Annotated in this window: 22 protein-coding genes, 1 tRNA gene and 1 pseudogene; 6 read left to right on the forward strand and 18 right to left on the reverse strand. The window is 61.3% G+C overall.

Annotated elements, in window-relative coordinates; translation table 11 throughout:
* Positions 1–16: 16 nt before the first annotated feature.
* From QQL79_RS08975 to QQL79_RS09005, 7 genes are all read right to left on the reverse strand, one after another.
* Positions 17–1,072, reverse strand: a complete 1,056-nt coding sequence (locus QQL79_RS08975; RefSeq protein WP_284389978.1) for a sugar phosphate isomerase/epimerase family protein — start codon at positions 1,070–1,072, stop codon at positions 17–19.
* A 142-nt stretch (positions 1,073–1,214) separates the two neighbouring features.
* Positions 1,215–2,357, reverse strand: a complete 1,143-nt coding sequence (locus tag QQL79_RS08980) for a Gfo/Idh/MocA family protein (protein WP_284389980.1) — start codon at positions 2,355–2,357, stop codon at positions 1,215–1,217.
* Positions 2,358–2,363: 6 nt separating this feature from the next.
* Positions 2,364–3,122, reverse strand: a complete 759-nt coding sequence (locus QQL79_RS08985; RefSeq protein WP_284389983.1) for a sugar phosphate isomerase/epimerase family protein — start codon at positions 3,120–3,122, stop codon at positions 2,364–2,366.
* Positions 3,123–3,294: 172 nt separating this feature from the next.
* Positions 3,295–4,386 carry an ABC transporter ATP-binding protein gene (locus QQL79_RS08990; protein ID WP_284389985.1) on the reverse strand — a complete coding sequence of 364 codons (1,092 nt, stop codon included), beginning with the start codon at positions 4,384–4,386 and terminating at the stop codon, positions 3,295–3,297.
* Positions 4,387–4,390: 4 nt separating this feature from the next.
* A complete protein-coding gene (locus tag QQL79_RS08995) occupies positions 4,391–5,281 on the reverse strand; it encodes a carbohydrate ABC transporter permease (RefSeq protein WP_284389987.1) in 891 nt (296 codons plus the stop codon).
* A 13-nt stretch (positions 5,282–5,294) separates the two neighbouring features.
* Positions 5,295–6,122 (reverse strand): carbohydrate ABC transporter permease, encoded by an 828-nt coding sequence (locus tag QQL79_RS09000; protein ID WP_284392851.1) that lies wholly within the window; start codon positions 6,120–6,122, stop codon positions 5,295–5,297.
* A gap of 189 nt (positions 6,123–6,311) precedes the next feature.
* Positions 6,312–7,556 carry an ABC transporter substrate-binding protein gene (locus QQL79_RS09005; protein ID WP_284389989.1) on the reverse strand — a complete coding sequence of 415 codons (1,245 nt, stop codon included), beginning with the start codon at positions 7,554–7,556 and terminating at the stop codon, positions 6,312–6,314.
* A gap of 223 nt (positions 7,557–7,779) precedes the next feature.
* Between QQL79_RS09005 and QQL79_RS09010 the strand changes: the two genes are divergently transcribed.
* Together QQL79_RS09010 and QQL79_RS09015 are read left to right on the forward strand one after the other, a co-directional pair.
* Positions 7,780–8,811 carry a LacI family DNA-binding transcriptional regulator gene (locus tag QQL79_RS09010; protein WP_284389991.1) on the forward strand — a complete coding sequence of 344 codons (1,032 nt, stop codon included), beginning with the start codon at positions 7,780–7,782 and terminating at the stop codon, positions 8,809–8,811.
* 70 nt (positions 8,812–8,881) lie between these two features.
* Positions 8,882–8,958: transfer RNA gene (locus QQL79_RS09015), tRNA-Arg, on the forward strand.
* Between the two features lie 110 nt (positions 8,959–9,068).
* On the opposite strand, the gene QQL79_RS09020 is transcribed toward QQL79_RS09015, so the two are convergent.
* The 6 genes from QQL79_RS09020 to QQL79_RS09045 form a co-directional block, all read right to left on the reverse strand.
* Positions 9,069–10,121 carry an ABC transporter ATP-binding protein gene (locus QQL79_RS09020; protein WP_284389993.1) on the reverse strand — a complete coding sequence of 351 codons (1,053 nt, stop codon included), beginning with the start codon at positions 10,119–10,121 and terminating at the stop codon, positions 9,069–9,071.
* 18 nt (positions 10,122–10,139) lie between these two features.
* On the reverse strand, positions 10,140–11,012 hold the full coding sequence (locus QQL79_RS09025) for an SMP-30/gluconolactonase/LRE family protein (protein WP_284389995.1): 873 nt from the start codon (positions 11,010–11,012) through the stop codon (positions 10,140–10,142).
* On the reverse strand, positions 11,002–11,763 hold the full coding sequence (locus QQL79_RS09030; protein WP_284389998.1) for an SDR family NAD(P)-dependent oxidoreductase: 762 nt from the start codon (positions 11,761–11,763) through the stop codon (positions 11,002–11,004). Before QQL79_RS09030 ends, QQL79_RS09025 begins: the two co-directional genes overlap by 11 nt.
* A gap of 5 nt (positions 11,764–11,768) precedes the next feature.
* On the reverse strand, positions 11,769–12,917 hold the full coding sequence (locus QQL79_RS09035) for a mandelate racemase/muconate lactonizing enzyme family protein (protein ID WP_284390000.1): 1,149 nt from the start codon (positions 12,915–12,917) through the stop codon (positions 11,769–11,771).
* Positions 12,918–12,978: 61 nt separating this feature from the next.
* Positions 12,979–14,283 (reverse strand): ABC transporter substrate-binding protein, encoded by a 1,305-nt coding sequence (locus QQL79_RS09040; protein ID WP_284390002.1) that lies wholly within the window; start codon positions 14,281–14,283, stop codon positions 12,979–12,981.
* Between the two features lie 26 nt (positions 14,284–14,309).
* Positions 14,310–15,074: a FadR/GntR family transcriptional regulator gene (locus QQL79_RS09045; RefSeq protein ID WP_284392852.1), complete on the reverse strand. Its 765-nt coding sequence runs from the start codon at positions 15,072–15,074 to the stop codon at positions 14,310–14,312.
* Between the two features lie 93 nt (positions 15,075–15,167).
* Here QQL79_RS09045 and QQL79_RS09050 point away from each other — a divergent pair, with 93 nt between their 5' ends.
* Genes QQL79_RS09050 through QQL79_RS09065 form a run of 4 tightly spaced genes read left to right on the forward strand, consistent with a single transcriptional unit; the run spans position 15,168 to position 18,110 of the window.
* Positions 15,168–16,046 carry a carbohydrate ABC transporter permease gene (locus tag QQL79_RS09050; RefSeq protein WP_284390004.1) on the forward strand — a complete coding sequence of 293 codons (879 nt, stop codon included), beginning with the start codon at positions 15,168–15,170 and terminating at the stop codon, positions 16,044–16,046.
* The gene (locus tag QQL79_RS09055; RefSeq protein ID WP_284390006.1) at positions 16,033–16,872 is read left to right on the forward strand and encodes a carbohydrate ABC transporter permease; all 840 of its coding nucleotides are present in this window, start codon (positions 16,033–16,035) and stop codon (positions 16,870–16,872) included. The genes QQL79_RS09050 and QQL79_RS09055 overlap by 14 nt, the downstream gene beginning before the upstream one ends.
* 5 nt (positions 16,873–16,877) lie before the next feature.
* Positions 16,878–17,771, forward strand: coding sequence for a DUF6772 family protein (locus QQL79_RS09060; protein ID WP_284390008.1), 894 nt, complete (start codon positions 16,878–16,880; stop codon positions 17,769–17,771).
* Complete coding sequence (locus QQL79_RS09065) at positions 17,772–18,110, forward strand: hypothetical protein (RefSeq protein WP_284390010.1); 339 nt, start codon at positions 17,772–17,774, stop codon at positions 18,108–18,110. It begins immediately after the preceding gene.
* Between the two features lie 301 nt (positions 18,111–18,411).
* On the opposite strand, the gene QQL79_RS09070 is transcribed toward QQL79_RS09065, so the two are convergent.
* The 5 genes and pseudogenes from QQL79_RS09070 to QQL79_RS09090 all read right to left on the reverse strand — a co-directional run bounded on the left by QQL79_RS09070 (position 18,412) and on the right by QQL79_RS09090 (position 24,416).
* Positions 18,412–19,344 (reverse strand): ABC transporter substrate-binding protein, encoded by a 933-nt coding sequence (locus QQL79_RS09070; RefSeq protein WP_284390012.1) that lies wholly within the window; start codon positions 19,342–19,344, stop codon positions 18,412–18,414.
* Positions 19,345–19,454: 110 nt separating this feature from the next.
* A pseudogene (locus tag QQL79_RS09075) lies at positions 19,455–21,190 on the reverse strand (amino acid ABC transporter permease/ATP-binding protein).
* Positions 21,191–21,328: 138 nt separating this feature from the next.
* The gene (locus QQL79_RS09080; RefSeq protein ID WP_284390014.1) at positions 21,329–21,898 is read right to left on the reverse strand and encodes a GNAT family N-acetyltransferase; all 570 of its coding nucleotides are present in this window, start codon (positions 21,896–21,898) and stop codon (positions 21,329–21,331) included.
* 20 nt (positions 21,899–21,918) lie between these two features.
* Positions 21,919–23,082, reverse strand: coding sequence for a M20 aminoacylase family protein (locus QQL79_RS09085; RefSeq protein ID WP_284390016.1), 1,164 nt, complete (start codon positions 23,080–23,082; stop codon positions 21,919–21,921).
* The gene (locus QQL79_RS09090; RefSeq protein ID WP_284390018.1) at positions 23,082–24,416 is read right to left on the reverse strand and encodes an LLM class flavin-dependent oxidoreductase; all 1,335 of its coding nucleotides are present in this window, start codon (positions 24,414–24,416) and stop codon (positions 23,082–23,084) included. Before QQL79_RS09090 ends, QQL79_RS09085 begins: the two co-directional genes overlap by 1 nt.
* Positions 24,417–24,418: the final 2 nt, after the last annotated feature.

The following is a 24,418-nucleotide window of genomic DNA, read 5'->3' on the forward strand; positions in this document are numbered from 1 at the left end:
TAGATATCTTGCTCGACTACGAGAGCCCCAAAATCTTCCTATTCGCCGCAGCGTCCGTACCGGCCGAGGCGAAATCGTCGAAGGCGTGTTCGGTGACGTGGATGATGTGGTTCTTGATGAACTCGGCGCCTTCACGCGCGCCATCTTCGGGGTGCTTGATGGCGCATTCCCATTCGAGCACGGCCCAGCCGGCAAAGTCGTATTGCGCCATCTTGGAGAAGATCGAGGCGAAATCGACCTGGCCGTCGCCCAGCGAGCGGAAGCGCCCTGCCCGGTTGATCCAGCTCTGATAGCCCGAGTAAACGCCCTGGCGGCCGGTGGGGTTGAACTCGGCGTCCTTGACGTGGAACAGCTTGATGCGCTCGTGATAGATATCGATGAATTCGAGATAATCGAGCTGCTGCAGCACCATATGGCTGGGATCGTAGAGGATGTTGGCGCGCGGATGATTTTTCACGCGGTCGAGGAACATCTCGAAGGTGACGCCGTCGAACAGGTCTTCGCCGGGATGGAGTTCATAGCCGACATCGACGCCGTTTTCGTCGAAGGCATTGAGAATGGGCGTCCAGCGGCGGGCCAGTTCGTCAAAGGCTTCTTCGACAAGGCCGGCGGGACGCTGGGGGAACGGGTAGAGGAAGGGCCAGGCCAGCGCGCCCGAGAAGGTCGCGTGCTCGGTGAGGCCCAGATTCTTGGATGCCTTGGCAGCCCAATGCAGTTGCTGGACGGCCCATTCCTGGCGGGCCTTGGGATTGTTATGCACCGATGCCGGGGCGAAGCCATCGAGCATGGTGTCGTAGACCGGATGCGCGGCAACGAGTTGGCCCTGGAGGTGGGTTGATAGCTCGGTGATGGCGAGGCCATGCTTGGCGGCGGTGCCGGTCAGCTCGTCGGCATAGGTCTTGGAGGTGGCGGCCTTTTCCAGATCGATCAGGCTGGAGACCCAGGTGGGGATCTGGACGCCCTTATAGCCGTAATTGGCGGCCCAGCCGCAAATGGCGTCGAAGGAATTGAATGGCGGCTTATCTCCGGCGAATTGCGCCAGGAAGACTGCGGGACCCTTGATGGTGCGCATGAAATCTCTCCTCGTGAGGCGCTCGGGCGCCGTGGTCTTTTGCTATTCAACAGTAGACCTCACCCCGAGCTTATCGCAGGGCGAGGTCCACTTTCCGGTCATTGTTCGACAGGCCCGTGGGCCTGTCAATGAGGTACGAACCTCAAGCCTTCAAAAGGGCCTGTGCATCAGCGGGGCTGAGGGCCAGCGGACGCTCGCAAGTAGTCGATAGCGTGAGCACCTGGCCGCTCTCACCGGCCTTGAGCAGGCTGGTCATGACATCGACGGCATGGAGGGCCACATCGAGGCCGCAGCGGGCATTATAGCCGCCATCGATCGAGGCGATCATGTCAGCTAGGCCCGCCGTGCGGTAATTGGCGCGCGCATTGGGCTTGTCGAGATCCTGGTTGGCCTTGCCGAAGGGGTGATCCCACGGGGTGACCGGCGTCTTGGTGCCTGCGATATCGGTGGTGACGAGGTCGCCGCCGAAGAAGTTCGGATCGGGCACATAGAGCGAGCCCTCGGTGCCGTAGAGCTCGATATTGTGGTGGCCGTGGCTCGCCACATCCCAGCTGGCGCCGATGGTGATGATGGCGCCGGAATGGAATTCCATCACGCCATGGATCGTGGTGGGCGTGCCGACCTTGACGAAGGTGCCCTTGAAGGGGCCTTCGGCGGTCACTTCACGCTCTGCGCGCGCCATGTTGGTGAAGGCGGAAACGCGCTTTACCGCGCCGAGCAGGTGGATGAGATCGGTGACGTAATAGGGCCCGATATCGAGGATTGGGCCGGCGCCAACCTGGAAGAAGAAATCCGGATTGGGGTGCCAGTGCTCCATACCGCGGCTCATGACGTGCGTGGTGCCGCTCATGATCTTACCGAGCTTGCCCGAGTCGATGATATCGCGGGCCTGCTGATGGGCGCCGCCCAGGAAGGTATCGGGAGCCGAGCCGACCTTGAGGTTGCGGTCATCGGCGGCCTTCTTGAGGGCCATGCCCTCTTCGAGGGTCAGCACGAAAGGCTTTTCGGAATAGGCGTGCTTGCCGGACGAGACGATATCCATGGACACCGAATAATGGGTGGCCGGGATGGTCAGGTTCACGATGACGTCGAGTTCGCTGTTTTTCAGCAGCTCGTCGGGGGTCTGGGCGGCAACGCCGAACTCTTCGGCACGCTTCTGAGCGGCAGCGGGCAGAATGTCTGCCACGGCGCGAACCTCGAGCCCCTTGAACAGGGGCGCGAGGCGCAGATAGGCCGAGGAAATATTGCCGGCACCCATGATGCCGACGCCGTAAGTCTTTGCCATTTTAGCTTACTTCCACTTCTTGGCGGTCGCGATCGAGCGGGTTGCGAAACGCTCGGGATCGGAGGGCTTGTCGTGTTCGGCGACGAAATACTGCGCCTTGGTCTTGCTCTTCACCTGGTTGATGAGGTTGTCCCAACCCAGAGTGCCGTAGCCGACATCGGCCCAGCCATCTTCATCGGTGTTCTCGCCGGCCGGAGCGATGTCCTTGACGTGGACAGCGCTGATGCGGTCGCCATATTTTTCGAACCAGGCGATGGGGTCGGCCTTGCCGCGCACGATCCAGGCCACGTCGGCTTCCCATTCGATCTTGGGAGCAGTTTCCAGGATGATTTCCATGGGCGTACGGCCCGAAGTGGTCGGCTTGAATTCGAAATCGTGGTTGTGCCAGCCGAAGCCGTAACCTTCCTTGGTGTACGTCTCGGCGGCCTTGGCCAGGAATTCGGCCAGCTCGAGCCATTTGGACTCGTCTTCGCTGCGGCCTTCGGCGCCGATATGGGGGCAATAAATGCGCTTGATGCCAAGGATTTCGGCGGTCTTGACCGTGGTATCGGTATCCTGAACCTGGGCGGGACCGAAATGGCCGGTCGGAATGGTCAGGCCATGCTTCTTGAGATTGCCGGCCAGGGTCGTGGCATCGGCGACATTGCCATAAAGGCCACCAAAGCCTTCAACCTGGGTGTAGCCGAGCGCGGCGAGCTTACCCAGAAATTCCTCGAGCGAGGGGTAATTGCGGGCGCTGTAAAGCTGGAATGACAGTTCAGTCATGGGGGCCTCTTCAATAATTTGGGCTGTTGCCCGGAATACGGGCGAAGGAGGTAGTCAGTTTATGGCGCGCTGTCCTGCCGCAACGGCAGGCAATCCGCCCCAAAAGTAATGTGCCGCGATGACGGCGGTGAAAAAGTGCCGCGCCGGTAGCGCGACACTCGATGATTTGGTCTTAGAGCCGGTTGGTCGAAGCAGAATCGAACAGCGAGCCGCGAGCGGGATCGAAGCCGATCAAAACTTTCTGGCCGACCTCGAGATGCACATCGCTGTCGGCCCGGAAGGTAACGGCCTGCTTGCCGATCTTGGTCCAGGCCAGGGTATCGGACCCCATAGGCTCGACGATTTCGATCTCGACCTCGGTGGAGAACGGCATATTCCGGGCCGCGTCGCCAAGCTCGATATGTTCCGGGCGAACGCCGAGCACGGCCTGGCTCGAACCGGCAGGGACCGTATCGAAGACATAGCGGCCCACGGGGACGACGACGCCATCCTCGGTGGTAAAGGCAGGCTCTGCCCCGCCGGCCAACGTGCCGTTGAAGAAGTTCATCGAGGGCGAACCGATAAAGCCGGCCACGTAGAGATTGACGGGCTTGTTATAGATCGTGTGCGGATCGGACAGCTGCTGGATTTCGCCATTCTTCATGATGGCGATGCGATCGGCCAGGGTCAGAGCCTCGATCTGGTCATGGGTGACGTAGATCATGGTGTTCTTGAGCCGCTGGTGCAGCCGCTTGATCTCGACGCGCAGGTCGCTACGCAGCTTGGCATCGAGGTTGGACAGAGGCTCATCGAAGAGGAACACATCCACGTCACGCACCAGGGCACGGCCAATGGCCACGCGCTGGCGCTGACCGCCGGAAAGGTTGGCAGGCTTGCGCTGGAGGAGAGGTTCAATCTGCAGGATTTCGGCGGCGCGTCCAACGCGACGATCGATCTCGTCGCGCTTCATACCGGCAACGCGCAGGCCGAAGGAGAGGTTCTTTTCGACCGTCATCTGCGGATAGAGCGCATAGGACTGGAACACCATGCCGATGCCGCGATCCTTGGGCTCGGACCAGGTGACGTTCTTACCACCGATGAAAATCTGCCCCTCGGACACATCGAGCAGGCCGGCGATGCAGTTCAGCAAAGTGGACTTGCCGCAGCCCGAGGGGCCAAGCAGCACGATGAACTCGCCCTGCTTGACGTCGAGATTGAGGCTTTTGAGAACCTGGACCGAGCCGAAATTAAGCGACAGATCTTTGACGGAAACGCTGGATTGCATGGGCTTATCCCTTCACCGCGCCAGCGGCGATGCCGCGCACGAACCATTTGCCAGAAACGAAGTAGACGATCAGCGGAACGGCGGCCGTGAGAATGGTGGCGGCCATGTTGACGTTGTATTCGCGTACGCCCTGGACGGAGTTGACGATATTGTTGAGCTGGACGGTCATCGGATAGTTCTGCGTGCCGGCGAAGACGACGCCGAACAGGAAGTCGTTCCAGATGCCAGTGACCTGCAGGATGATGGCCACCGCAAAGATCGGCAGCGACATGGGGACCATGATCTGGAAGAAAATCCGCCAGAACCCTGCCCCATCGACACGTGCCGCCTTGAACAATTCCTGCGGCAGGGACGCAAAATAATTGCGGAACAGCAGGGTCAGGATCGGCATGCCGAAAATGGTGTGGATCAGGATGACGGCCCAGAGCGTGCCGAAAATCTTCATCTGCGCGGTGATCATCACCAGAGGATAGAGCATTACCTGGTAGGGAATGAACGAGCCGAGCAGCAGCACGGTGAAGAAAAATTCGGAGCCCTTGAACCGCCAATTGACCAGCGCATAGCCGCTGACGGCGGCAACGAACACCGAGACGACGGTGGAGGGCAGCGTGATCTTGACCGAGTTCCAGAACCCGGGCGCCAGACCGTTACAGGTCAGGCCCGTACAGGCGCTGGTCCAGGCCTTGACCCAGGGCTCGAATGTGACTTCGAGGGGCGGGGCGAAGATGTTGCCCCAACGGATTTCAGGCAGGCCCTTGAGCGAGGTAGTGATCATCACGTAGAGCGGCAGCAGATAGTAGAGCGCTGCCACGATAATGATGCCGTAGGTGATGATCCGCGTGGGGGTAAAGAATGAGCGCGGGCGGGGTCCGCTGGCTTCTGCATTTATGGTCATTGCCGGGTCCTTCCTACGCGTTCTTCTTGGGGCCGAATTCGACGATGAACCACGGGATGAGAAGGACGAAGACGGTCAGCAGCATCACGGTGGATGCGGCGAGCGCCTGGCCGAGATTGCCGGCGGCAAACATGTAGTTGATGACATATTTGGCGGGCACTTCGGAGGAGAGACCGGGGCCGCCATTGGTGAGCGCCACCACCAGGTCATAAGTGCGGACAATGCCCGAACAGACGATCACCAGGGTGGTCACGACGACGCCGCGCATCATGGGCAGCACGATCTGCAGATAGGTGCGCCAGGTGGGAATGCCGTCAACGCGGGCGGCTTTCCAGATTTCACCATCGACGCTGCGCAGGCCGGCTAGCATGAGCACCATGACAAAGCCCGTGCCGTGCCAGAGGCCGGCGATGAGCAGTGCGTAAAGCACCATGTCGGTATTGGTGATCCAGTCGAAGGTAAAATTGGTCCAGCCCAGGCCGCGCATGGTCGATTGCAGGCCCAAAGTGGGGTTCATGATCCACTGCCAGACCAGACCGGTCACGATGCCGGACAGGGCGAATGGATAAAGAAAAATGGTGCGGAAACCGTCTTCGAAGCGGATGCGCTGATCCATGAGCACGGCGAGCACAAAGCCCACCACCATGGTGAAGACGAGCGAGAACATGCCGTAGGTCAGCAGGTTGGTCGCCGAAATGCGCCAGCGGCGCGTGTTGAACAGGCGCTCATACTGATCGAAGCCGATAAAGGCGCCATTGGGCAATGCACGGGAATCGGTAAAGGAAAACCAGATGGTCCACAGCGTGCAGCCGATAAAGACGATGAGCACGATGGCAACCATCGGGCTGGCAGCGATCTTGGCGCTGATATTGCGCACGAACAAATTGTACAACAGACCGGGCGGACGGGTCCGCTCCAGTACAGTCGCCCCGCGCAGGGACTGGGCTTCGGTCATGGGTCTTGTCTACTCCGGCTAAAAAGCGTTGGGCGAAAGTGGGGCAGCCCGCTTGGGGCCGCCCCGGCGTCGCGCTTAGTCGGCGGACTCGATGATCTGGGCGTAAGCCTCGATATAGTCATCGATCGGGTAGGACTTGTCGGCGAAGAATTCCTGGTTGAGGTCGTCCAGCTGCGCCTGGGTATCGCTCGAATTCAGGGTTTCGCCACCGGGCAGCAGGCCGTCCGGTCCCTTGAGGATGTCGATGGCCTTCTTCATGCAATCGTTGGCCGACGACATGTCGATGTCGGTACGGATCGGCATGGAGCCCTTCTTGAGGTTGAAGGCAACCTGGGCTTCCGGCGAGACCAGCAGCTTGGCCAGCGTCACCTGTGCGTCCAGAACGTCCTGCGCCGTGCCTTCTGGCAGTTGCGGGAAGTAGAATGCGTCGCCACCGCCTTCGATGCGGTTGGAAAGGCCCAGGCCCGGCAGGCATTCATAATCGGTGCCGGGGACGGCGCCGGCCAGCGCGAATTCGCCCTGGATCCAGTCGCCATGGATATTGCCGGCGGCTTCGCCAGCGATCAGCTGGTTGGCCACGTCGGCGAATTGCGGCACCACTTCGGCGGGATCGACCACGTCACGGACAGCGGCCCAGGCTTCGGCAACCTTGCGGAATTCGGGGCTGCGGACAGCCTCGGCATCGTGATCCTGGTTGACCTTGAGGTAGAGATCGGCGCCGCCAACGTCAGCCAGCAACACGCCCGGAATGCCGTTCAGCGGCCAGCCGGCGGCCAGACCGAAGGGAATGATGCCCTTTTCGCGCAAAGCGGGGAAGGAAGCGACATATTCGTTCCAGTCCTTGGGCGTTTCGAGACCCGCATTCTTGTAGGCGGTGTCGCTCAGCCAGAGCCAGTGCCAGGAGTGGATGTTGATCGGCACGCAGTAAATCTTGCCGTCATAGGTGCAGGCATCGAGCAGTTTCTGGTCGGCGAAGAAGTCGGCCCAGCCCTCTTCCTGGGCAATCGGGGTCAGGTCCCTGATCAGACCGGCCTTGATGAGTTCTTCGGCGTCACGGCCGGTATTCATCTGGGTGGCGCCCATCGGATTGCCGCCCAGAATGCGGCTGATGATGACCGGATTGGCGCCAGTGCCGGAGCCGGCCAGCGCGCTATCGACCCACTTGTTGCCGGTGGCATCGAACAGGCGGGCAAATTCGGCAACGGCAGCGGATTCACCGCCTGACGTCCACCAATGCGTAACTTCGAGCTCAGCAGCCTGCGGCGCAGCCGAACACATCAAGGCGGCCGCCAGAGTGGCAGCCACGGCAAATTTCTTCATAAATAATCCTCCCAACGTCCTCATGGAGCATGGCGCCCCCGCGAAGCCGCCGACCGCGGTGCATCTTCCTCAAGATGTGCGGACCGGCCGCATGTAATCGATTGCATCGTCATATCCTCAGACGGGGTGCAATCGATATAATAACCTTCGGCTACTTGTTGCGTCCCTGTCAAGATCGAATTAGACCAAAGTCTGATACAGCACGGGAGGGGTGCGAACGGCGATGAACGAATTTAAAAAAACGCCGACAATTCAAGATGTTGCGCGCGTAGCCCAGGTTTCGTCGGCAACGGTGAGCCGCGCACTGACCTCACCTGAGCGTGTTTCGGAGGCGACGCGGGAGCGCATAACCGAGGCTGTGCTCGCGACCGGCTATACGGTGAACCAGATGGCGCGCTCGCTGCGGCTGCGCGCGGCCAAAACCATCCTTATCGCCATCCCCAATATCGGCAATCCGTTCTATTCGACGATTCTCGATGCCGTGGTGCAGGATGCGGCCGAGCGCGGCTATGGCGTGCTGGTGGCCAACAGGCTCGGCGGCGATCCGACGCGCGGGCTCAAGGACTATTTCTATTCCAACCGCGCGGACGGCCTCTTGCTGTTCGATGCCTCATTGGACCTTGAGGCGCTGCAGGATCTGCCGCTGGTGCGGGGCAACAGGCCACTCGTGCTCTCCTGCGACGACATTCCCGATGCGCCGCTGGACATGGTGATGACCGATAACAGGGAAGCCGTGGAAACGGCCGTGCAGCATCTGATCGGGCTGGGCCATACGAAAATCGGCACGGTGCGCAGCCGCACCACACCCAATGTGCCCAGCGAGCGCCATGCCGGTTTCGAGCTGGCCATGCAGCGCGCGGGCCTGCCGATCCGGCAGGAATGGGTCTGGCAGGGCGATCACGCCATTGCCGGCGGCATAGCGGCGGCCGAATCGTGGCTGGCGCTGGACGAGCGCCCCACCGCGCTGTTTTGCGGCAATGACGAGACGGCGATCGGCTTTATTTCGCGACTGCGCCGGGCGGGGGTCGAGTGCCCGCGCGATGTGTCGGTCATCGGCTTTGACGATATCGCGGTGGCCGAGCATCTCTCCCCTGCCCTCACCACCATGCGGCAGCCGCGCCACCAGATGGGCAAGGTTGCGACCGCGCTGTTGCTCGACATTCTTGAGGGCCCGGCGGGCGAGCGGCCGCCGATACGGCACGTGCTCAAATCCGAGCTCGTCATTCGCACCAGCACGTCCGCGCCACCGGCTTGATCTAGCTTTGGGCAATGCGCGCAAAGCGGTTTTCCGCGGCCCAATGATAGGCTAAAGGGTGTGTCGCGCTGGTCCCGTAGCTCAGCTGGATAGAGCAGCAGCCTTCTAAGCTGTTGGTCGGAGGTTCGAGTCCTCCCGGGATCGCCAAATATTTCATCCGCCCACTATCGGCAGGATCGGTGGCTTTCCCCTCCACCGGATGCGTTCGATGACCCGCAGACGCCACTGAGCAGCAGCGATCCCATCGGAAGCGGAAGTCAGTTGGTTGCCGGCGGCAGTATGCGGCGGCCATCGCTGTCGAAGAAGTGACCTTGGGCATAGGAGAGCGTCACGCCGATCGTGTCGCCTGGCGCTATGGCGACGCGCTCGCGGAAGACTGCCATCATCTGGTGGCCAGCCAGCTTGCCGATGATCACCGTTTCCGAACCCATCGGTTCGACCACGGAGACGCGCAGCTCGATGTCGCCGCCGAGCTGGATATGCTCGGGTCGAATGCCGAAGGTCGTTGCATGGCTCGGGCCCGTGAGACCGGTGAGCGGGACGCCGCCGTCCGAGGTAAATCCATTATCGTCCATCCGTCCCGTTATGAAGTTCATGGACGGGGAGCCAATGAACCCGGCGACAAACAGGTTAGCCGGCTGGTCATAGAGTTCGAGTGGGGAGCCGATCTGTTCGATCACTCCGTCCCGCATGACCACGATCTTGTCCGCCATGGTCATGGCCTCCACCTGATCATGGGTGACATAGACGGTGGTGGTGCGGACGCGTTGATGCAGCTCCTTGAGTTCGGCGCGCATCTGGACGCGCAGCTTGGCATCGAGATTGGACAGGGGCTCGTCGAACAGAAAGACCGCTGGCGCCCGGACCAGGGCGCGGCCCATGGCGACACGTTGACGCTGGCCGCCGGAGAGCTGGCGGGGGTATCGGTCGAGCAGCGGCGTCAGGCCGAGCATGTCGGCAGCGGCGTTCACCTTGCGGTCGCGCTCGGCCTTGTCGACTTTTGCCAGGTCGAGCGAAAAAGCCATATTGGACGCAACGGTCATGTGCGGGTAGAGCGCATAGCTTTGGAACACCATGGCGATGTCGCGCTTTTTGGGCGGCAGATCGTTGACCACCCGATCCCCGATCCTGATCTCGCCGCCGGTTATGTCCTCGAGGCCGGCGACCATCCGCAGCAAGGTGGATTTCCCGCAACCTGATGGTCCCACGAGAGCGACGAACTGGCCGTCCTCGATGTCGACCGAGACACCCCGAATAACGTTCACCGCCCCAAATGACTTGGTGACCTTGTCGATCAGAACCTTGGCCATGATGCTTCTCCTTGATGTCTAGACTGCCGCAATGGCGGTTATTGGTGTGCCTGCTATGTCGAGCGAGAGCAGATGGCCGGCGGCTTGTTCCTGGGCGAGGTCGATGCCCCGTGACGCGGTCGTCACCACGAGGCGTCCGCGTCCGTCGAAACAAGGTTTGGTTGGCATGCTGACCGGCAGGGTTATGTCCTGCAGGACAGGGCCCTCTGGCGACAGGCAGACCAGGGCGCTGCCGCCGATCTCGGCCAGCCAGAGGTTGCCGTCAGCATCAAGGGCTGCGCCGTCCGGGCGGCCGCGGCGCTCGTGGAAGTCAAATATCAAATGCCGCGCGCCAAGCGCGCCGGTAGCGAGATCGTATTCGTAGGTCCAAACCTTCTGTATGTCGGGATGTGTGTCGGCAACCCAGAGGCGGCCTGCTGCCGCGTCAACAGCAAGGCCATTGATCAGACCGAAACCATCGGCAACGATCCGGCTGCCTTGCGCATCGTGGACGATCAATGTGCCATCAAAAGCGCGCTTATCCTGGGAGCGCGTGCCGAATATGACCCGGCCTATGGCATCTAGCGTGGCGTCGTTGCTTTGGTGGCCTGCAGGTAGCGCGGTGTCTAGCGGCTCGAAGGAATTGTCGTCTGGCTTGAAACGGCAAATCCCGCGTTCGGCCAGCCCCACGAGGAAGCCGCCGAGCACCGAGGGGATGGCAAAGGAAATGTCCTCTTGGGTCTCCCAGATTATCCAGCTGCCGTCTGGCCGATGTTGAATAATCTGTCCCAAAGTATCGACATGGATAATCGAGCCATCGCGCGGATCGAAAAATGGGCTCTCGCCAAACAATGATCGCGGGCCATCGAGCGGTACGGCTGAAAAAGCTGAGCCGGGATTGCTAGCTTCCATCGAAGAGGCTCCGGCCGCCATCGACGAACAGGTCCGCCCCGGTAATGTAGGCGCCAGCGTCAGAGCAGAGCAGGATTGCCGCGCCCACAAGGTCTTCCGGACGACCTTCGCGCGCCGCCGGAATTTTCTGAATAACCCTGTCCCGGAACGCCGCGTCCTCGTAACGGGCATCGCTTTTGGGGGTGCGGGTGGCACCCGGCGCCAGATTGTTGAGCGTTACGCCATGGGGCGCCGCATGCCGGGCCAGGTTGCGCATGATATGCAGCATTGCCGTTTTCGTGCTGGCGTAGACGAGAGATTCCAGATGCGGCCGCTGCTGCTGGATACTGCCAATGCTCAGCACCCGTCCCCAACCGCGCTCCTGCATCGGGGGAACAAAAAGCTGCAGCAATCGTACATTGGCGAGCAGGTTGACCTCCGTTCCCTGCTCGAAATCGGCCGGGGTGACCTCGGTCCAGGGCTTGCGCCGCTCGACGCCCGCATTCAGCACCAATATGTCGACCACGCCGGCAGACGCGGCCAGAGTATCAATACCACCTGGCGAGGTCAGATCCTGAGCGATGCACTCAGCTCGCCGGCCCAGCGCCCGGATTTCACCGGCAAGCTGCTCGGCGCCTGTACTATTGTTGAGATAGTGCAGCACAAGATCGGCACCGTGCGCGGCCAAGCCAAGCGCGATGGCCTGACCGATGCCGCTATCGGCACCGGTGATCAAGGCACGCCGGCCGGTGAGGTCAAAAGCTTTGAACACCGCGCCTAGTCCTTGGGAGCGCTGCGACGAACCAGGTCCCAATCCAGCTCCAGACCGAGGCCCGGTCCGTCCGGCACCGAAACCATGCCATTGCTGAGGCGGTCACTGGAACGCTTGATCGAGCCGAGATCGGACTTGAACGGATCATCGCTCCAAACCGACTCGACCATGTAGAGGTTGGGTGCAGCTGCGGCCAGATGCAGGGTCGCGACGTCGCAGACAATGCCGCTGCCACCATTATGGGGGGCATAGGCGACGTGGTGGAGATGGGCGAGATCGTAGATGCGCCGGGTTTCGGTAATGCCGCCCGATCGGGTGACGTTGGGTTGGATAAAGCCGATGGCGCGCGATCCGATCAGTTGCGCGGCGTGCCAGCCATTATAGTCGCTTTCTCCCGCAGCCAATGGAACTGACACTCGCTCGGCCAGCTTGCGATAGCCGTCAATGTCCTCGGGCGGCAGCGGTTCTTCCAGCCAGACATAGCCAAGTGCTGCCATGGCATTGCCCAGCGGCACAGCGTCGGCGAGCGAAAAGTCCCAGTTGGCGTCGGCCGAGAGCTGCATGTCCTCGCCGGCCAGTTTGCGCACCAGTTCAAGGTGACGCACGCCTTCCTTCAACGGACCGCCAAACTTGACCTTGATCATGGAAAAGCCTCTGGCCTTGGCCCGGTCGACGATGTCCTTGATCTTGCTCTCATCCTCCGTCCACGGCACAGAGCAGCCATAACAGGGCACCTTCTTGCCGATGCCGCCGCCGAGCAGGGCGGAGATGGGCAGGCCTGCGACCTTGCCCATAATATCCCAAAGCGCGATGTCGATGCCGGACATGCATTCGCCCGTCATGCCCCCGGCACGGCCCGAATGCGCCCGGCGCATGTCGAGCTGCAGATCCACCGCCGCAAATGGCGACTTGCCCAACAGCTTGGGCAGGAAAAGCTGGCGCACCGCTTCGGCATAGGCCGTCGAGCCAAAGCGGCCCAGGCATTCGCCAATGCCGACAATGCCGGCATCGGTGCGAATTTCGATGATCACGATCGACATGCGATCGGTATTTTTCCATGAGGTGCCGCCCGAGCTGGGAGCCTCATGCAGCATGGGATGGGCGATGACGTCGGTGATCTTGACGTCGGCAGCTGTTACGCTGGGCGGAAGCATCGAATACCTCGAACTGAAACGAAGAGTCGGGCTGCTCTCGCGGGCAGCCCGGGGGTGGTGATCAGCCGGCGCCGACCAGCGGTTCGGCGCGGCGTACGGCATCGGCCATGGCCTGTTCAGGCGCCTTGTGCCCAAGGACAGCGGCCTGGCTTTCCTCGAGGAAGATATCCTGGACGCGGGCCACTTCGTTGAAGGCCGGCAGGTGCGGACGGGCAGAAGCGAGCGCTGCTGCCTCGTGGTCGGCAAAGGGCAGCAATTGCTGAATCTCGGGCCGGGCATAGACAGACCAGCGCGTTGGGCCATTGCCATTGAGCGCCATGGCGACCTGAGCGTCCGGCGTTGTCAGCGTATGAATCAGATCGTAGGCGGCCTGCTTCTTGGTGCCATTGCGTGGGATCATGATCGACCAGAATTCGATCGTCCCAGCATAGGGCCCTGCTGCTTGAAAGTCTGCGGCCATAGGCAGGTGCAGCGGTTTGAACGAGCCGGCATATTCGCCGCTTTCCTCGGGCGAATTGCGTCGCACCAGGCCCGCATAGTTTGACAGGGTAAAGAGGGCGCGGCCCTGGTTGCTCAGAACGGTCGAGTCATCGCCGCTGTCGGCGGTGAACCCCCTTGGGATGACGCCTTCGGCATAGAGTTCGGCCAGGGCAGTCAGAGCGCGGATGATAGGTTCCTCATTGGCCGTGATCTTGCCATCGGCCGTCATGTAGTCGCCGCCATAGGCGCGAGCCATGCTCACGAAGAAGGACAATTGCATGCCGCTGAAGGCAAGACCGAACACGTCCTGCCCATTGTCGCGCTTGAAGGTGCCCTGCCGCGCCGCTGCCAGGAATTCCTCGAAGGTCGTGGGCACGGCAATGCCGCGTTCTTCGAGAATTTTCTCGTTGTAGACCACAGTGTTCGTCGCGTGACGCACCGGCAAGCCGTAGAGCTTGCCTTCGTGCTGCACCGGGGCCAAGAGGCCTGGGCTGAAATCATCGAAAGCCTCGACGGGCTTTTCGGCCATGAATTCGTCGAGTGGCTCGAACAGCGACAGGTTCTGCGGGGTCGCATAGCGGTTGAGCATATAGCCCACATCGATACCGCCCGAGGACAGCGAAACCTCGCGCAGCAGGCGCTCGTGGATCGCATTGTTGTCGCCCAGCACCGTCCAGTTCACCCCGATACCGGTTTGGGTTGTGAATGGACCGATCAGATCGCCGCCATTGCCCGTAGTGGCGGCATTCTGGTGCACGCGGTGGCCGAAAATATCCAGCGTGGTCTGCTGGCCAAAGGCGCGGCCGCCAAGCAGCGTTCCCGCTGTTGTCGCGCCGAGTAGCGCCATTGCGTGGCGCCTGGTGAGCGCCATAGTTGGTTTCGTCATGGTTTCCTCCCTGGAATTTGTTGGCGTCAGGCCGCGGATGTCTCGCCGCGTTGACTGCGCCACGAAGCCGCCAATTGATCGATTGCAGCATCGGCTGCACCGAAGTGCTCCAGCATCGCGCTTGAGGCACGCGCCTCGTCCCGGGCGATGATCGCTTCATAGATGGCGCGGTGGCGTTGCACGGTCGCATCCCATTCCTGGGTAGTGCGAGCGGGCCGCATGGTGAGTATCTGGCTCACGCCGCGAATGACCGACCGCAAACCCTGCATCTGAAGCGACAGCAGCCGGTTGCCGGTCATTGCCGCGATGGCTTCGTGGAAAGCGATATCGGCGTCGGTAAAGGCTTCCGGACGGCCCACGCTATTTTCAATGGCGGCGATCGTCTGGGTCAGCCGGGCCTGATCGGCTGCCGTGCCGCGCCGGGCCGCCAGCACGGCCGCCTGGGGCTCGATCAGCTTTCGCAATTCATTGGCGTCGGCGAGCCCGTGATCATTTTCGCTGACGGCAAAGCGGAAAAACTGCACCAGGGGGGCGGCATCCACGGCTCGTACCCGCGCCACCTTCCCTTGCTGGATATGGACGACGCCGAGCGCGACCAGTTCACGCACGGCCTCTCGCACCACGGGCTTGCTGACGCCAAAGGCGGCGGCCAGGCGCGACTCGGCCGGCAATGGGTCACCGACTTTCAGCCGGCCATCGAGAATTGCCTGACTCAGCCACTCAAGCACCACCCCTCCGAGGCGCACGGAAGCCGCCTCGGCGCTGGGTAATTCGAACTCGTCGTCGACCATCACGGTAAAACCTTCCCGCTTGCTATGTTTGCTAGCTTGCAACTTAGCATATAAGCTGTCAAGTGTGTGTCGTTCTTATCTGAGGAGCCCGCAGTGAAAGGCAATCGCATCGCCATTGCGCCCTATGTTCTGATCGCACCAGCACAGCTGTTGGTGATCGCGCTTATCTTCGTTCCGGCGCTCTATGTGCTGTTTCTGTCGTTTCACACATCGTCATTCGGCCAGGCGCCGATCTTTGTCGGGCTGCAAAATTACGTCGCCATTCTCAGCGACGGCTATTTCTGGCGGGCGCTGACCAATACGGTCATCATCATCTTGATCGTGGTTCACCTAGAAATCGTGATCGGGCTCGGCATGGCTCTGCTGCTGGCAAGCTGGACCCGCTGGCGGCCGGCGCTTCTGGCGATTATCCTGGCGCCCTACGCCGTCACCGAAGCATCGGCCGTGGTGATCTGGCGTTTCCTGTTCGAGCCGCAGATGGGTGCCGTAGGCCAGGCTCTTACAGCGCTGGGCCTGCCGACGCTGGAATGGGCGGTCGAGCCCATGCATGGGCTCATCATGGTTGCCCTGCTTTCGGTGTGGCTGCATCTGCCATTCACCTTCATCATTCTCTACGCGGCCCGGCTAGCCATTCCCACCGACCTTTACGAGGCCGGCGCTATCGATGGCGCGACACCCTGGCAACAGTTCCGGCGGCTCACCCTGCCCCTGCTTTTGCCGGCAATGCTGATCGCCATGCTGTTCCGCTACATCTTTGCCTTCCGCCTGTTCTCCGAGGTCTGGCTGCTGACAGGCGGCGGCCCGGCGCGAACGACCGAAGTGTCGGCGGTTTACCTCTATCTCGAAGCGTTCCGCTATCACTCGTTCGGAACGGCATCGGCCACCGGCTGGCTGCTCGTGCTGGCATCTTTCGGCCTGGCCTATGTCTACCTGCGCAGCATCTACAAGGAGATGTTCCGTGGCCAAGCGTAAGTCACTTCGCATATCCAGCCTCTTCAAGGCCTTGGCCATGCTGGCCGTCTGCGTCTGGTCTGGTCTGCCCATCGCGCTGATTTTCATCTCGTCGCTCAAGCTGCCGCGGGACATCTTCGCCTCGCCGCCATCGCTGTTCTTCACCCCCACCTTCGACAACTACGCCCGCCTCTGGGCGGAAGCTGGCAATATCTTTCAGGGCCTGTTCAACAGCCTGATCGTGACCATCGGCACGATGTCGCTAGCCGTGCTGGTGAGCCTTCTGGCGGCCTATGCCTATTCCAGGTATCGCAGCCGGTGGCTTTCGGTCAGCGCCTTCTTCCTGATCGCGATCAGGTTGATTCCGCCCATCGTCATCACCATTCCGCTGTTCCCGGCGGTGAATGCATTGGGCCTCAACGACACCCATTTCATCCTGATCATTCTCTACACAGCGTTTTTCGTGTCGCTGGGCACCTTCGTCATGCGCACCTTCATCGACCAGATCCCGCGCGAGCTTGACGAGGCGGCGATCATCGATGGCGCCTCGCGCCTGCAGGTGATCAGCAAGGTGATCCTGCCGCTTTCCGCCCAGGGCATTGTCGCCGTTGCCGTCTTTATCATCGTCTACGCGTGGAACGAGTTTCTGTTCGCCTTCATCTTCACCAGCTCCTTTGCCAAGACGGCGCCGCTGGCACTGGCCGAACTCAACGACTCTTTCGATGGCGTGCAGTGGGGCGTGGTCTTTGCCGCGGCCTCGGTTCAGCTCGTGCCGATCCTGCTCTTCATCATCATGACCCAGAAATATCTCGTCGCCGGCCTGACCGCTGGCGCTACCAAAGGATGACTGCGATGGAACGAATTGATCCATCAGCGTTTCGACGCGCCATGCTCGATGCTGATCCGAAGCTCAGCCGCTTCGACCCCATGTCCCGTATCCTGTCCTTCGACGATTTCGATCGCGGCTTCTGTGGCTGGGGGCAATTGGTCGGAAATTACGAGCACACGCTCGACGCCATGCTTCCCGGCTATGCCCAGCATAGCCAGCCGATGCTGTCCAGCATCCCGCATTGGGATGCTGGCAGTCATGGCGGGATAGATGGGACCTACGCCCTCAAGATCGCGACACGTCCCAGCAAGGGTGCCCAAAATTGCGCCATCAAGCGCATGACGTTCCGCAAGGCAGGACCGATCCGCGTCGAAGCCTATGTCGCGGCCAAACCGGAAGCCAACGAACTGCTGTTGTCCGCAACGGATGTGCGCTCATTCGGCATATTTCTGGATTTGCAGAGCATGGCCTCGACTGGACCGGCCGCGGAGCGGGTGATGCCGCATCTGCGCTATCTCAATGCCAGCGACGGCAAACTGCACCAGACCTGGCAGACCAAGCGCAACGAGACCGCTTTCGTCGCGATTGGCGATACCGGCGACACGGTAAGCCATTATCACCTGTCGCCTGAAGGGTGGGAGGACCTGCCCGGTGGCGAGGATAGCCTGTGCTACAACGAGCTCCCCACCAAGTTGAACTGGACCTATCTGCGGCTCGATTTCGATCTCGAAAGCATGACGCCGCTCCATTTCCAATGCAATGAGAAGGTCTTCGCTCCAGATGCCATCGGAAGCATTCGCATGCCCGCGATGAAGAACCTTTGGGGCATGCTGAATTTCGGCTTCCTGGTCGAGACCGACAGCGACAAGCGCGCCTTTCTCTATGTCGATTCCGTTTGTATTTCTGCCGAGTTTTAAATGATGAGAGAAAGCGCACATATCGTTGTCGAACGAAACACAACCTGGGAAGGCGAAGCCGCAAGCGAGCCCTACGAGGTCGGCTGGGCAAAAGAGGCAATTTTGTTCGTGCAGGTCCTCGCACCGGCGGAGCACCAGTATCCCGCGCAAGTGCGCGTACAACTCTCCCCCGACGGAATTCACTGGTGTGACGAGGGCACGCGCTTTGATCTGCCGTCATCGCCCGGCGATGTCGTCTGTGCCCGCGTCGCCCATTTTGGCGGCTGGCTACGGCTTGCTGTGTCCATGAAGAAGAGCGTTAGCACCCGCGTATTGGTGAGCTTGCACCTCAAGGGTTAGTAGGCGGCGTTCAGAACAGATACTTTTCGCTGTGCGCTGCCTCGCTTCCAGGAAAATTCCAAACTGCATGAGGTTGGCGTTTGAATAGCTAAGGCGCCCCAGAACGTCCTGCCACTCTGGGTGACGATTGATCTGCGCCTTGGCAAACGGACACAGCGGAACAATGGAAACCCTGTCCCTCGCGCTCGACGCAAGGCTCCGCTGGAAGTCAGCTCCCTGAGGAGCGCCGACTTCTACATCGCGTAGGCCGCCGCGCCCCTTGGGCGCGACGCCGGTAGAGAGACGGCGGCGGCAAGCGCCATCAGCTCTTGGGCAGGCCCGGAGGATTGGTGCGCGATTCCGTCAGCGCTTCGGCCTCGAGGCCCCAACGCGTGAGCGTGTCGAGATATTTGCCATCGGCAATCAATCCGTTGATCGCCGCGGTGACAGCCTCGGCCAGGCCGCTATCCTTGCGCGTTGTCACGGCGATTTCCGCCGTCAGCGGCCAGCCGCCATTGACGATACCGACCAGCTTTGTATTGCCATTGATGGCGGCGCGATAGGCGAGCTGGGCATTGGGGTTGAATTCCACATCGGCGCGGCCCGATTGCAGCGCCAGCTGGCTGGCGGCCGTGTCATCGTAATATTGGAACTCGATCGGCGCGAGCCCGGCAGCGACGTTTTGTGCATCCCAATCGAGCAGGATCTTTTCCTGGTTCGTACCAGCGCCAACGATAACCTTGAGCCCGGCAAGGTCAGCGGGCTCGCTGATCTCTGTGATCGGGTTTTCGGTCGTCACGTAGAAGCCGAGAACGTCGAGGCGATAGGTCGAAAAATCGAACTTTTCCTTGCGTTCCTCGGTCACGGTCACATTGCTGATAACGGCATCGAACCGTCCGGATTCCAGCCCTAACGGCCAATCGGGCCAGGCGACGGGTACCAGTTCGAGCTCGAGCCCCAGGGCGTCGGCAATAATCTGCGCCGTGTCCTCTTCGGCGCCGACCGGGGTCTTGGAATCGTCGGCATAGGTGCTGAGCGGAGGATCGCCAACCGTCAGGGCAACGGTAAAGGTGCCGTCCTTGACGAACTTGAAATCCGGAGAAACCAGGGCGGCCGCCGCATCATTCTTTTCGGCGCGGACCCGGTTGGCCTGCTCGGGGGAAAGGTCGAAAGTGCTCTGGGCAAAAACGGAGGCGGATGTGAACAGGGTCGCGGCCAGAAGCCCGGCGGCAAGGGTGGGTTTGAGCAGTCGCATCGAGAAACCTTCATCAAAAATTTGAGCGAAGACGTTCTGCCGTCGTCCCGACGGACGACAGAAGGCCGGCGCTTCGCAGCCTCGCCGGAATTCTTGGGAAACTTCGGGAACTAGAGGACCTTGGCGAGGAACTCCCGCGTGCGGGCATGCGTCGCCTCGGTGAAGAGGCGGGCCGGTGGCCCGACCTCGACGACCTTGCCGCCTTCCATGAACACAACCTTGTCGGCCACTTCGCGCGCAAAGCCGATTTCATGCGTCACGATGACAAGGGTCGTGCCCGACGTCGCCAGTTCCTTGATCACGTCGAGCACTTCGCCGACCAGCTCCGGATCAAGCGCCGATGTGGGCTCATCAAACAGCAGGACCTTGGGCTTGAGGGCCAATGCCCTGGCAATGGCCACGCGCTGCTGCTGGCCACCCGACAGATGGCGGGGATAGGCACCGGCCTTATCCGAAAGACCAACGCGGGCGAGCAAATCCAGCGCCAGCGACACCGCTTCTAGGCGTCCCAGCCCCTGCACGGCCATGGGGGCCTCGATGATATTCTCGACGACGGTCAGGTGTGGAAACAGGTTGAAATTCTGGAACACCATGCCGACGCTGGCCCTGCGCTGACGAATGGCGCGATCCTTCAGCTCATAGAGCAGGTTGCCGCGGCGCTCATAGCCGATCAGCTCGCCATCGATGGCGACATATCCCTCGTCGGCGCGCTCCAGATGATTGATGGTACGCAGCAATGTCGACTTGCCGGCGCCGGATGGGCCGATAATGGCGGTGACTTCGCCCGGCTCTATCGTCAGGCTCACATTACCGAGCGCGTGGAATGTATCGAAGTGCTTGGACACATGGCGGATTTCGACGCGGCCGCCCTGACGCACCGCACCGTCCGTATTGGCGATTGCCGGACTTTTCCGGGCGGTAAGAATGGCCCTGGACGTGGCGTCGCCGGTGATGAACTTAATCGCCCGGTCCAGCGCCGAAACCTTGCCATCGCGGGTCGCGCCACGGCCGAAATAACGCTCGATACCGACCTGGAAGAGCGACAGCACGCTCATGATGATGAGATACCAGACCGTCGCCACCATCAGCAGCGGAATGACTTCCAGGTTCCGCTTGTAGATCACCTGAACTGTGTAAAACAGTTCGGGAAGCGCGAGCACGTAGACGATCGAGGTCGCCTTGGCCAAGCCGATGATCTCGTTGAAGCCCGATGGGATAATGGCGCGCATCGCCTGCGGCAGGATGATGTGGAGAGACTGGCGCCGCCAGGACAGTCCCAGGGCCGCGGCAGCTTCCTGCTGGCCCTGGTCGATGGAGAGAATGCCGCCCCGGATGATCTCGGCGGAAAAAGCCGCCTGGTTAAGGCTGAGCCCGATGACGGCAACGGCGAAGACGCTGAGTACCGAGGTCATCGAATATTGCAGGAACAGGATATCGGTGAACGGCACGCCGATATTCAGCGTCGGGTAAAGGTAGCCCAGATTGTTCAGCACCAGCAGCAGCACGATCAGGGGGATCGAGCGCAGCAGCCAGATATAGGCCCAGGCCAGGCTCGACAGCAGCCTGGATTTGGAAACCCGCGCAAAGGCAAGCAACCCGCCGATCAGGAAACCCACGACACTGGCCAGGCCCGTCAGCCAGAGTGTGCGTCCCAGCCCCACTAGAAGAAGAACTCTACAAAGACACCCCATCCCCAGCGAGGGTTGGTCAATATGGAGTTGAGGGTGATGGCGATCAGTGCCGCTGCCACAATACTCCCGACCAACCGCCAGGGATGTCGCGCCGGCACGATCTTGTAACCGTCCCCGATGCTTTCGTCCGGCACACCAGTATACCTGGTGTCGATATCGGTGCTGGCCACAATGGGACTCCATATTTTGTCTACAGAAATAGTAGATTTATTACGACGCGCTAAGTCAATGCAGCGACATTCCGTAGATTGACCGCCCGAGAGTTGATTTGTCTCCCTCCCGGCCGGTTCGCGCTAAGCGTGCTTGGCGAGCTGCGCCTGCCGTGCGGCTTTCCAACCGCCCTCGGGCGGCGTCACCAAAGCCGGCACATATCCCGGAGGCGGACCGGCAAGGAACTTTTCGAACGGAAGAGCGCCGTAGATTTCCGGGTCGGCGGAAACATCGAACAGCGCGGCATAGCCACTGGAGAGATAGAGATCGCGTGCCTCGGGCTGGCGGAAACCTGTCGTAAGATAGATACGGCTATAACCCTGCCGCCCCGCCTGCTCCTCCAGCTCCACCAGAATACGGCGCGCCAGGCCCTGCCGGCGGTGATTGACGTCGGTCCAGATCCGCTTCATTTCGGCGGTCGTGTCGTCGTAGCGCATGAAGGCGCCACCGGCGATCGGCGTGCCACCCCGCAGCAGCAGCACAAAGGCGCCGTCTGGAGCGGCAAAGCGTTCCGCCGGGTAACGGTTCATTTCCGCCGAGGCCGGCTCGCCGAAATATTCGCCATATCGATCGTGATACTCGGCCGTCAGCTGCTCGACCAGCGGGCGGGAGATGTCGGCGGAAGGCGAGGTGTAAAGAAAACTATCGGTCATCTCGGACACTCCGGAAAAGCTCAGGCTGCCGCATTGGTCGAGAGATAGTCCTCGACCAGCCGCACCCAATATCGGGCGGCATCAGGCAGGATGGCGTCGTTGAAATCGTAATTGGGATTGTGCAGATCCGCGCTATCGCCATTGCCCAGGAACAAATAGCTGCCGGGGCGCTGTTCCAGCATGAAGGCAAAGTCCTCGCTGGCAGTGATTGGCTTCAGCGCGGTGTGGATGCGCGCTTCGCCGAAATGCCGTCGCGCCACGTCACGGGCGAAGCCGGTTTCTCCCGCATGGTTGACCAGCACGGGATAGCCGCGTGGATAATGGACCTGCGCCTGGGCGCCGAAGCTTGCCGCCTGCGCTTCCGCAAGTGCCGTCAGCCGGTGGCGAATCTGCTCGCGCAGCTGGGCATTGAAGGTTCGCACGGTGAGCTGCAATTCGACACTGTCGGGAATGACATTGGGGGCATTGCCGCCATGGATCGAGCCCACCGTCACCACCGCCATTTCCAGCGGATCGACATTGCGCGACACCAGGGTCTGCAAGGCCATGACCAGGCTGGCGCTGACCACGACCGGATCGACCGTCTGCTGCGGCTTGGCGCCGTGCCCGCCCTTGCCTTGAATCTTGATGATAACGAGGTCGACCGAGGCCATGGCCGGTCCTTCGATAAAGGCGAATTGCCCGGTCGGCACCCCTGGCCAATTATGCAGCCCGAAGACGGCGTCGACCGGAAATCGCTCGAACAGCCCATCCTCGATCATGGCGCGTGCGCCGCTATTATTCTCTTCCGCCGGCTGGAAAATGACCTGTAGCGTGCCGGAAAGCTCCTGCGACTCCGCCAATTGCCGCGCCGCCCAAAGCAGGATTGTCGTGTGCCCGTCATGGCCGCAGGCATGCATCTTGCCCGGATTGCGGCTGGCATAGTCGAGGCCTGTCGTCTCCTCGATCGGCAGGGCATCCATATCGGCGCGGATGCCGATCGACCGTTCGCCAGCGCCTCGGCGCAGCGTGCCCACCACGCCGGTCTGGCCTATGCCCGTCTCCACCACGTAACCCCATTCGCGCAAATAGCCCGCCACGAGAGCACTGGTTTCGTGCTCCTCATAGGCCAGTTCCGGCGCGGCATGCAGCCGACGGCGGAGCGCGACGAAGTCTTCGCCCGTAGCCGGCGTCCAGGCGCTCATCAGCCGGCAGCCTTCGTATCGGCCAGCGCATAGCGACTTTCGCGGAACGGCAGCCCGAGATGATCGCGCAAGGTCGAACCCACCTGCTCGCGCGAATGGCGCCCACGCTGCTCAAGGATCGGCAGGACCAGAGTGTCGAAATCTTCAAGCCCCTGGCCCTGCACCGGAAAGCCCAGCACGAAGCCATCGGAGGCGCCACTATCGACCCATTCCTCGATGCGGTCGGCGACCTGCTCGGGCGTACCAATAAACTCGCTGCGCGGGGTGGCCGAGTCCAGCGCCACTTCACGCAGGGTCAGCCCCTTCTCCCTGGCGATACGCTTGATGCGGTCGGTTCCAGAGCGGAAATTGTTCTGCCCCAGATCACCCAGTTCGGGGAATGGCGCATCCACGTCATACTGGCTGAAATCGTGGTGGTCGAAGAAGCGGCCGAGATAGGCCAGGGCTTCCCCGATATTCACCAGGTCGCGGATTTCCCCATATTTGCGCTCGGCCTCCGCCTCGGTCGAGCCGATAATGGGCCCGATGCCCGGCAAGACCTTGATGGCATCGGCGCCCCGGCCATGCGCCACCGCGCTCTGCTTGAGCTTGCTGGTGAGCTCGCGATTTTCGGCAATCGAGGCCGAATTGGCAAATACCGCATCAGCATGGCGCCCCGCCAATTCGATCCCGGCATCGGAACCACCGGCCTGGAACAGCACTGTCTGACCCTGCGGCGAGCGCTGGATGTTGAGTGGCCCCTCGGCGGAATGAAACTTGCCCTTGAAGTTGAGCCGGTGCAGCTTGCTGAAGTCGGCAAACTGGCCCGTGCTGCGATCTCGCAGGAAGGCGTCGTCGTCCCAGCTGTCCCACAATCCCTTGACGATCTCGATATGCTCGGCGGCAATTTCGTAGCGCAAGGCATGATCGGGGTGGCTGGCGCGACCGTAATTCTTGGCCGAGCCTTCGAGCGGCGACGTCACCGCATTCCAGCCGGCCCTGCCCTTGCTGAGCAGGTCGATGGACGCAAACTGCCGCGCCACGGTAAACGGATCGCTATAGGAGGTGGATAGTGTCCCTACCAGGCCGATCTTGCTGGTTACCGCGGTCAGCGCCGACAGCAGCGCGATGGGCTCGAAACGGTTGAGGAAGTGCGGGATCGACTGTTCATTGATGTAAAGGCCATCAGCAACGAAGGCGAAGGCGATGCCGGCGGCCTCGGCACGGCGCGCCGTTTCTAGGATGAAATCGAAATTAACGCTGGCATCGGCCGGCACGCTGGGATGCTTCCAGGCGTTCATATGGCCGCCAGGGCCGTGCAGCATGATGCCGAAGGGAATGCGTTTCTGGCTCATTT

The organism is Devosia yakushimensis, from assembly GCF_030159855.1.
Taxonomy (GTDB): Bacteria; Pseudomonadota; Alphaproteobacteria; order Rhizobiales; family Devosiaceae; genus Devosia; species Devosia yakushimensis.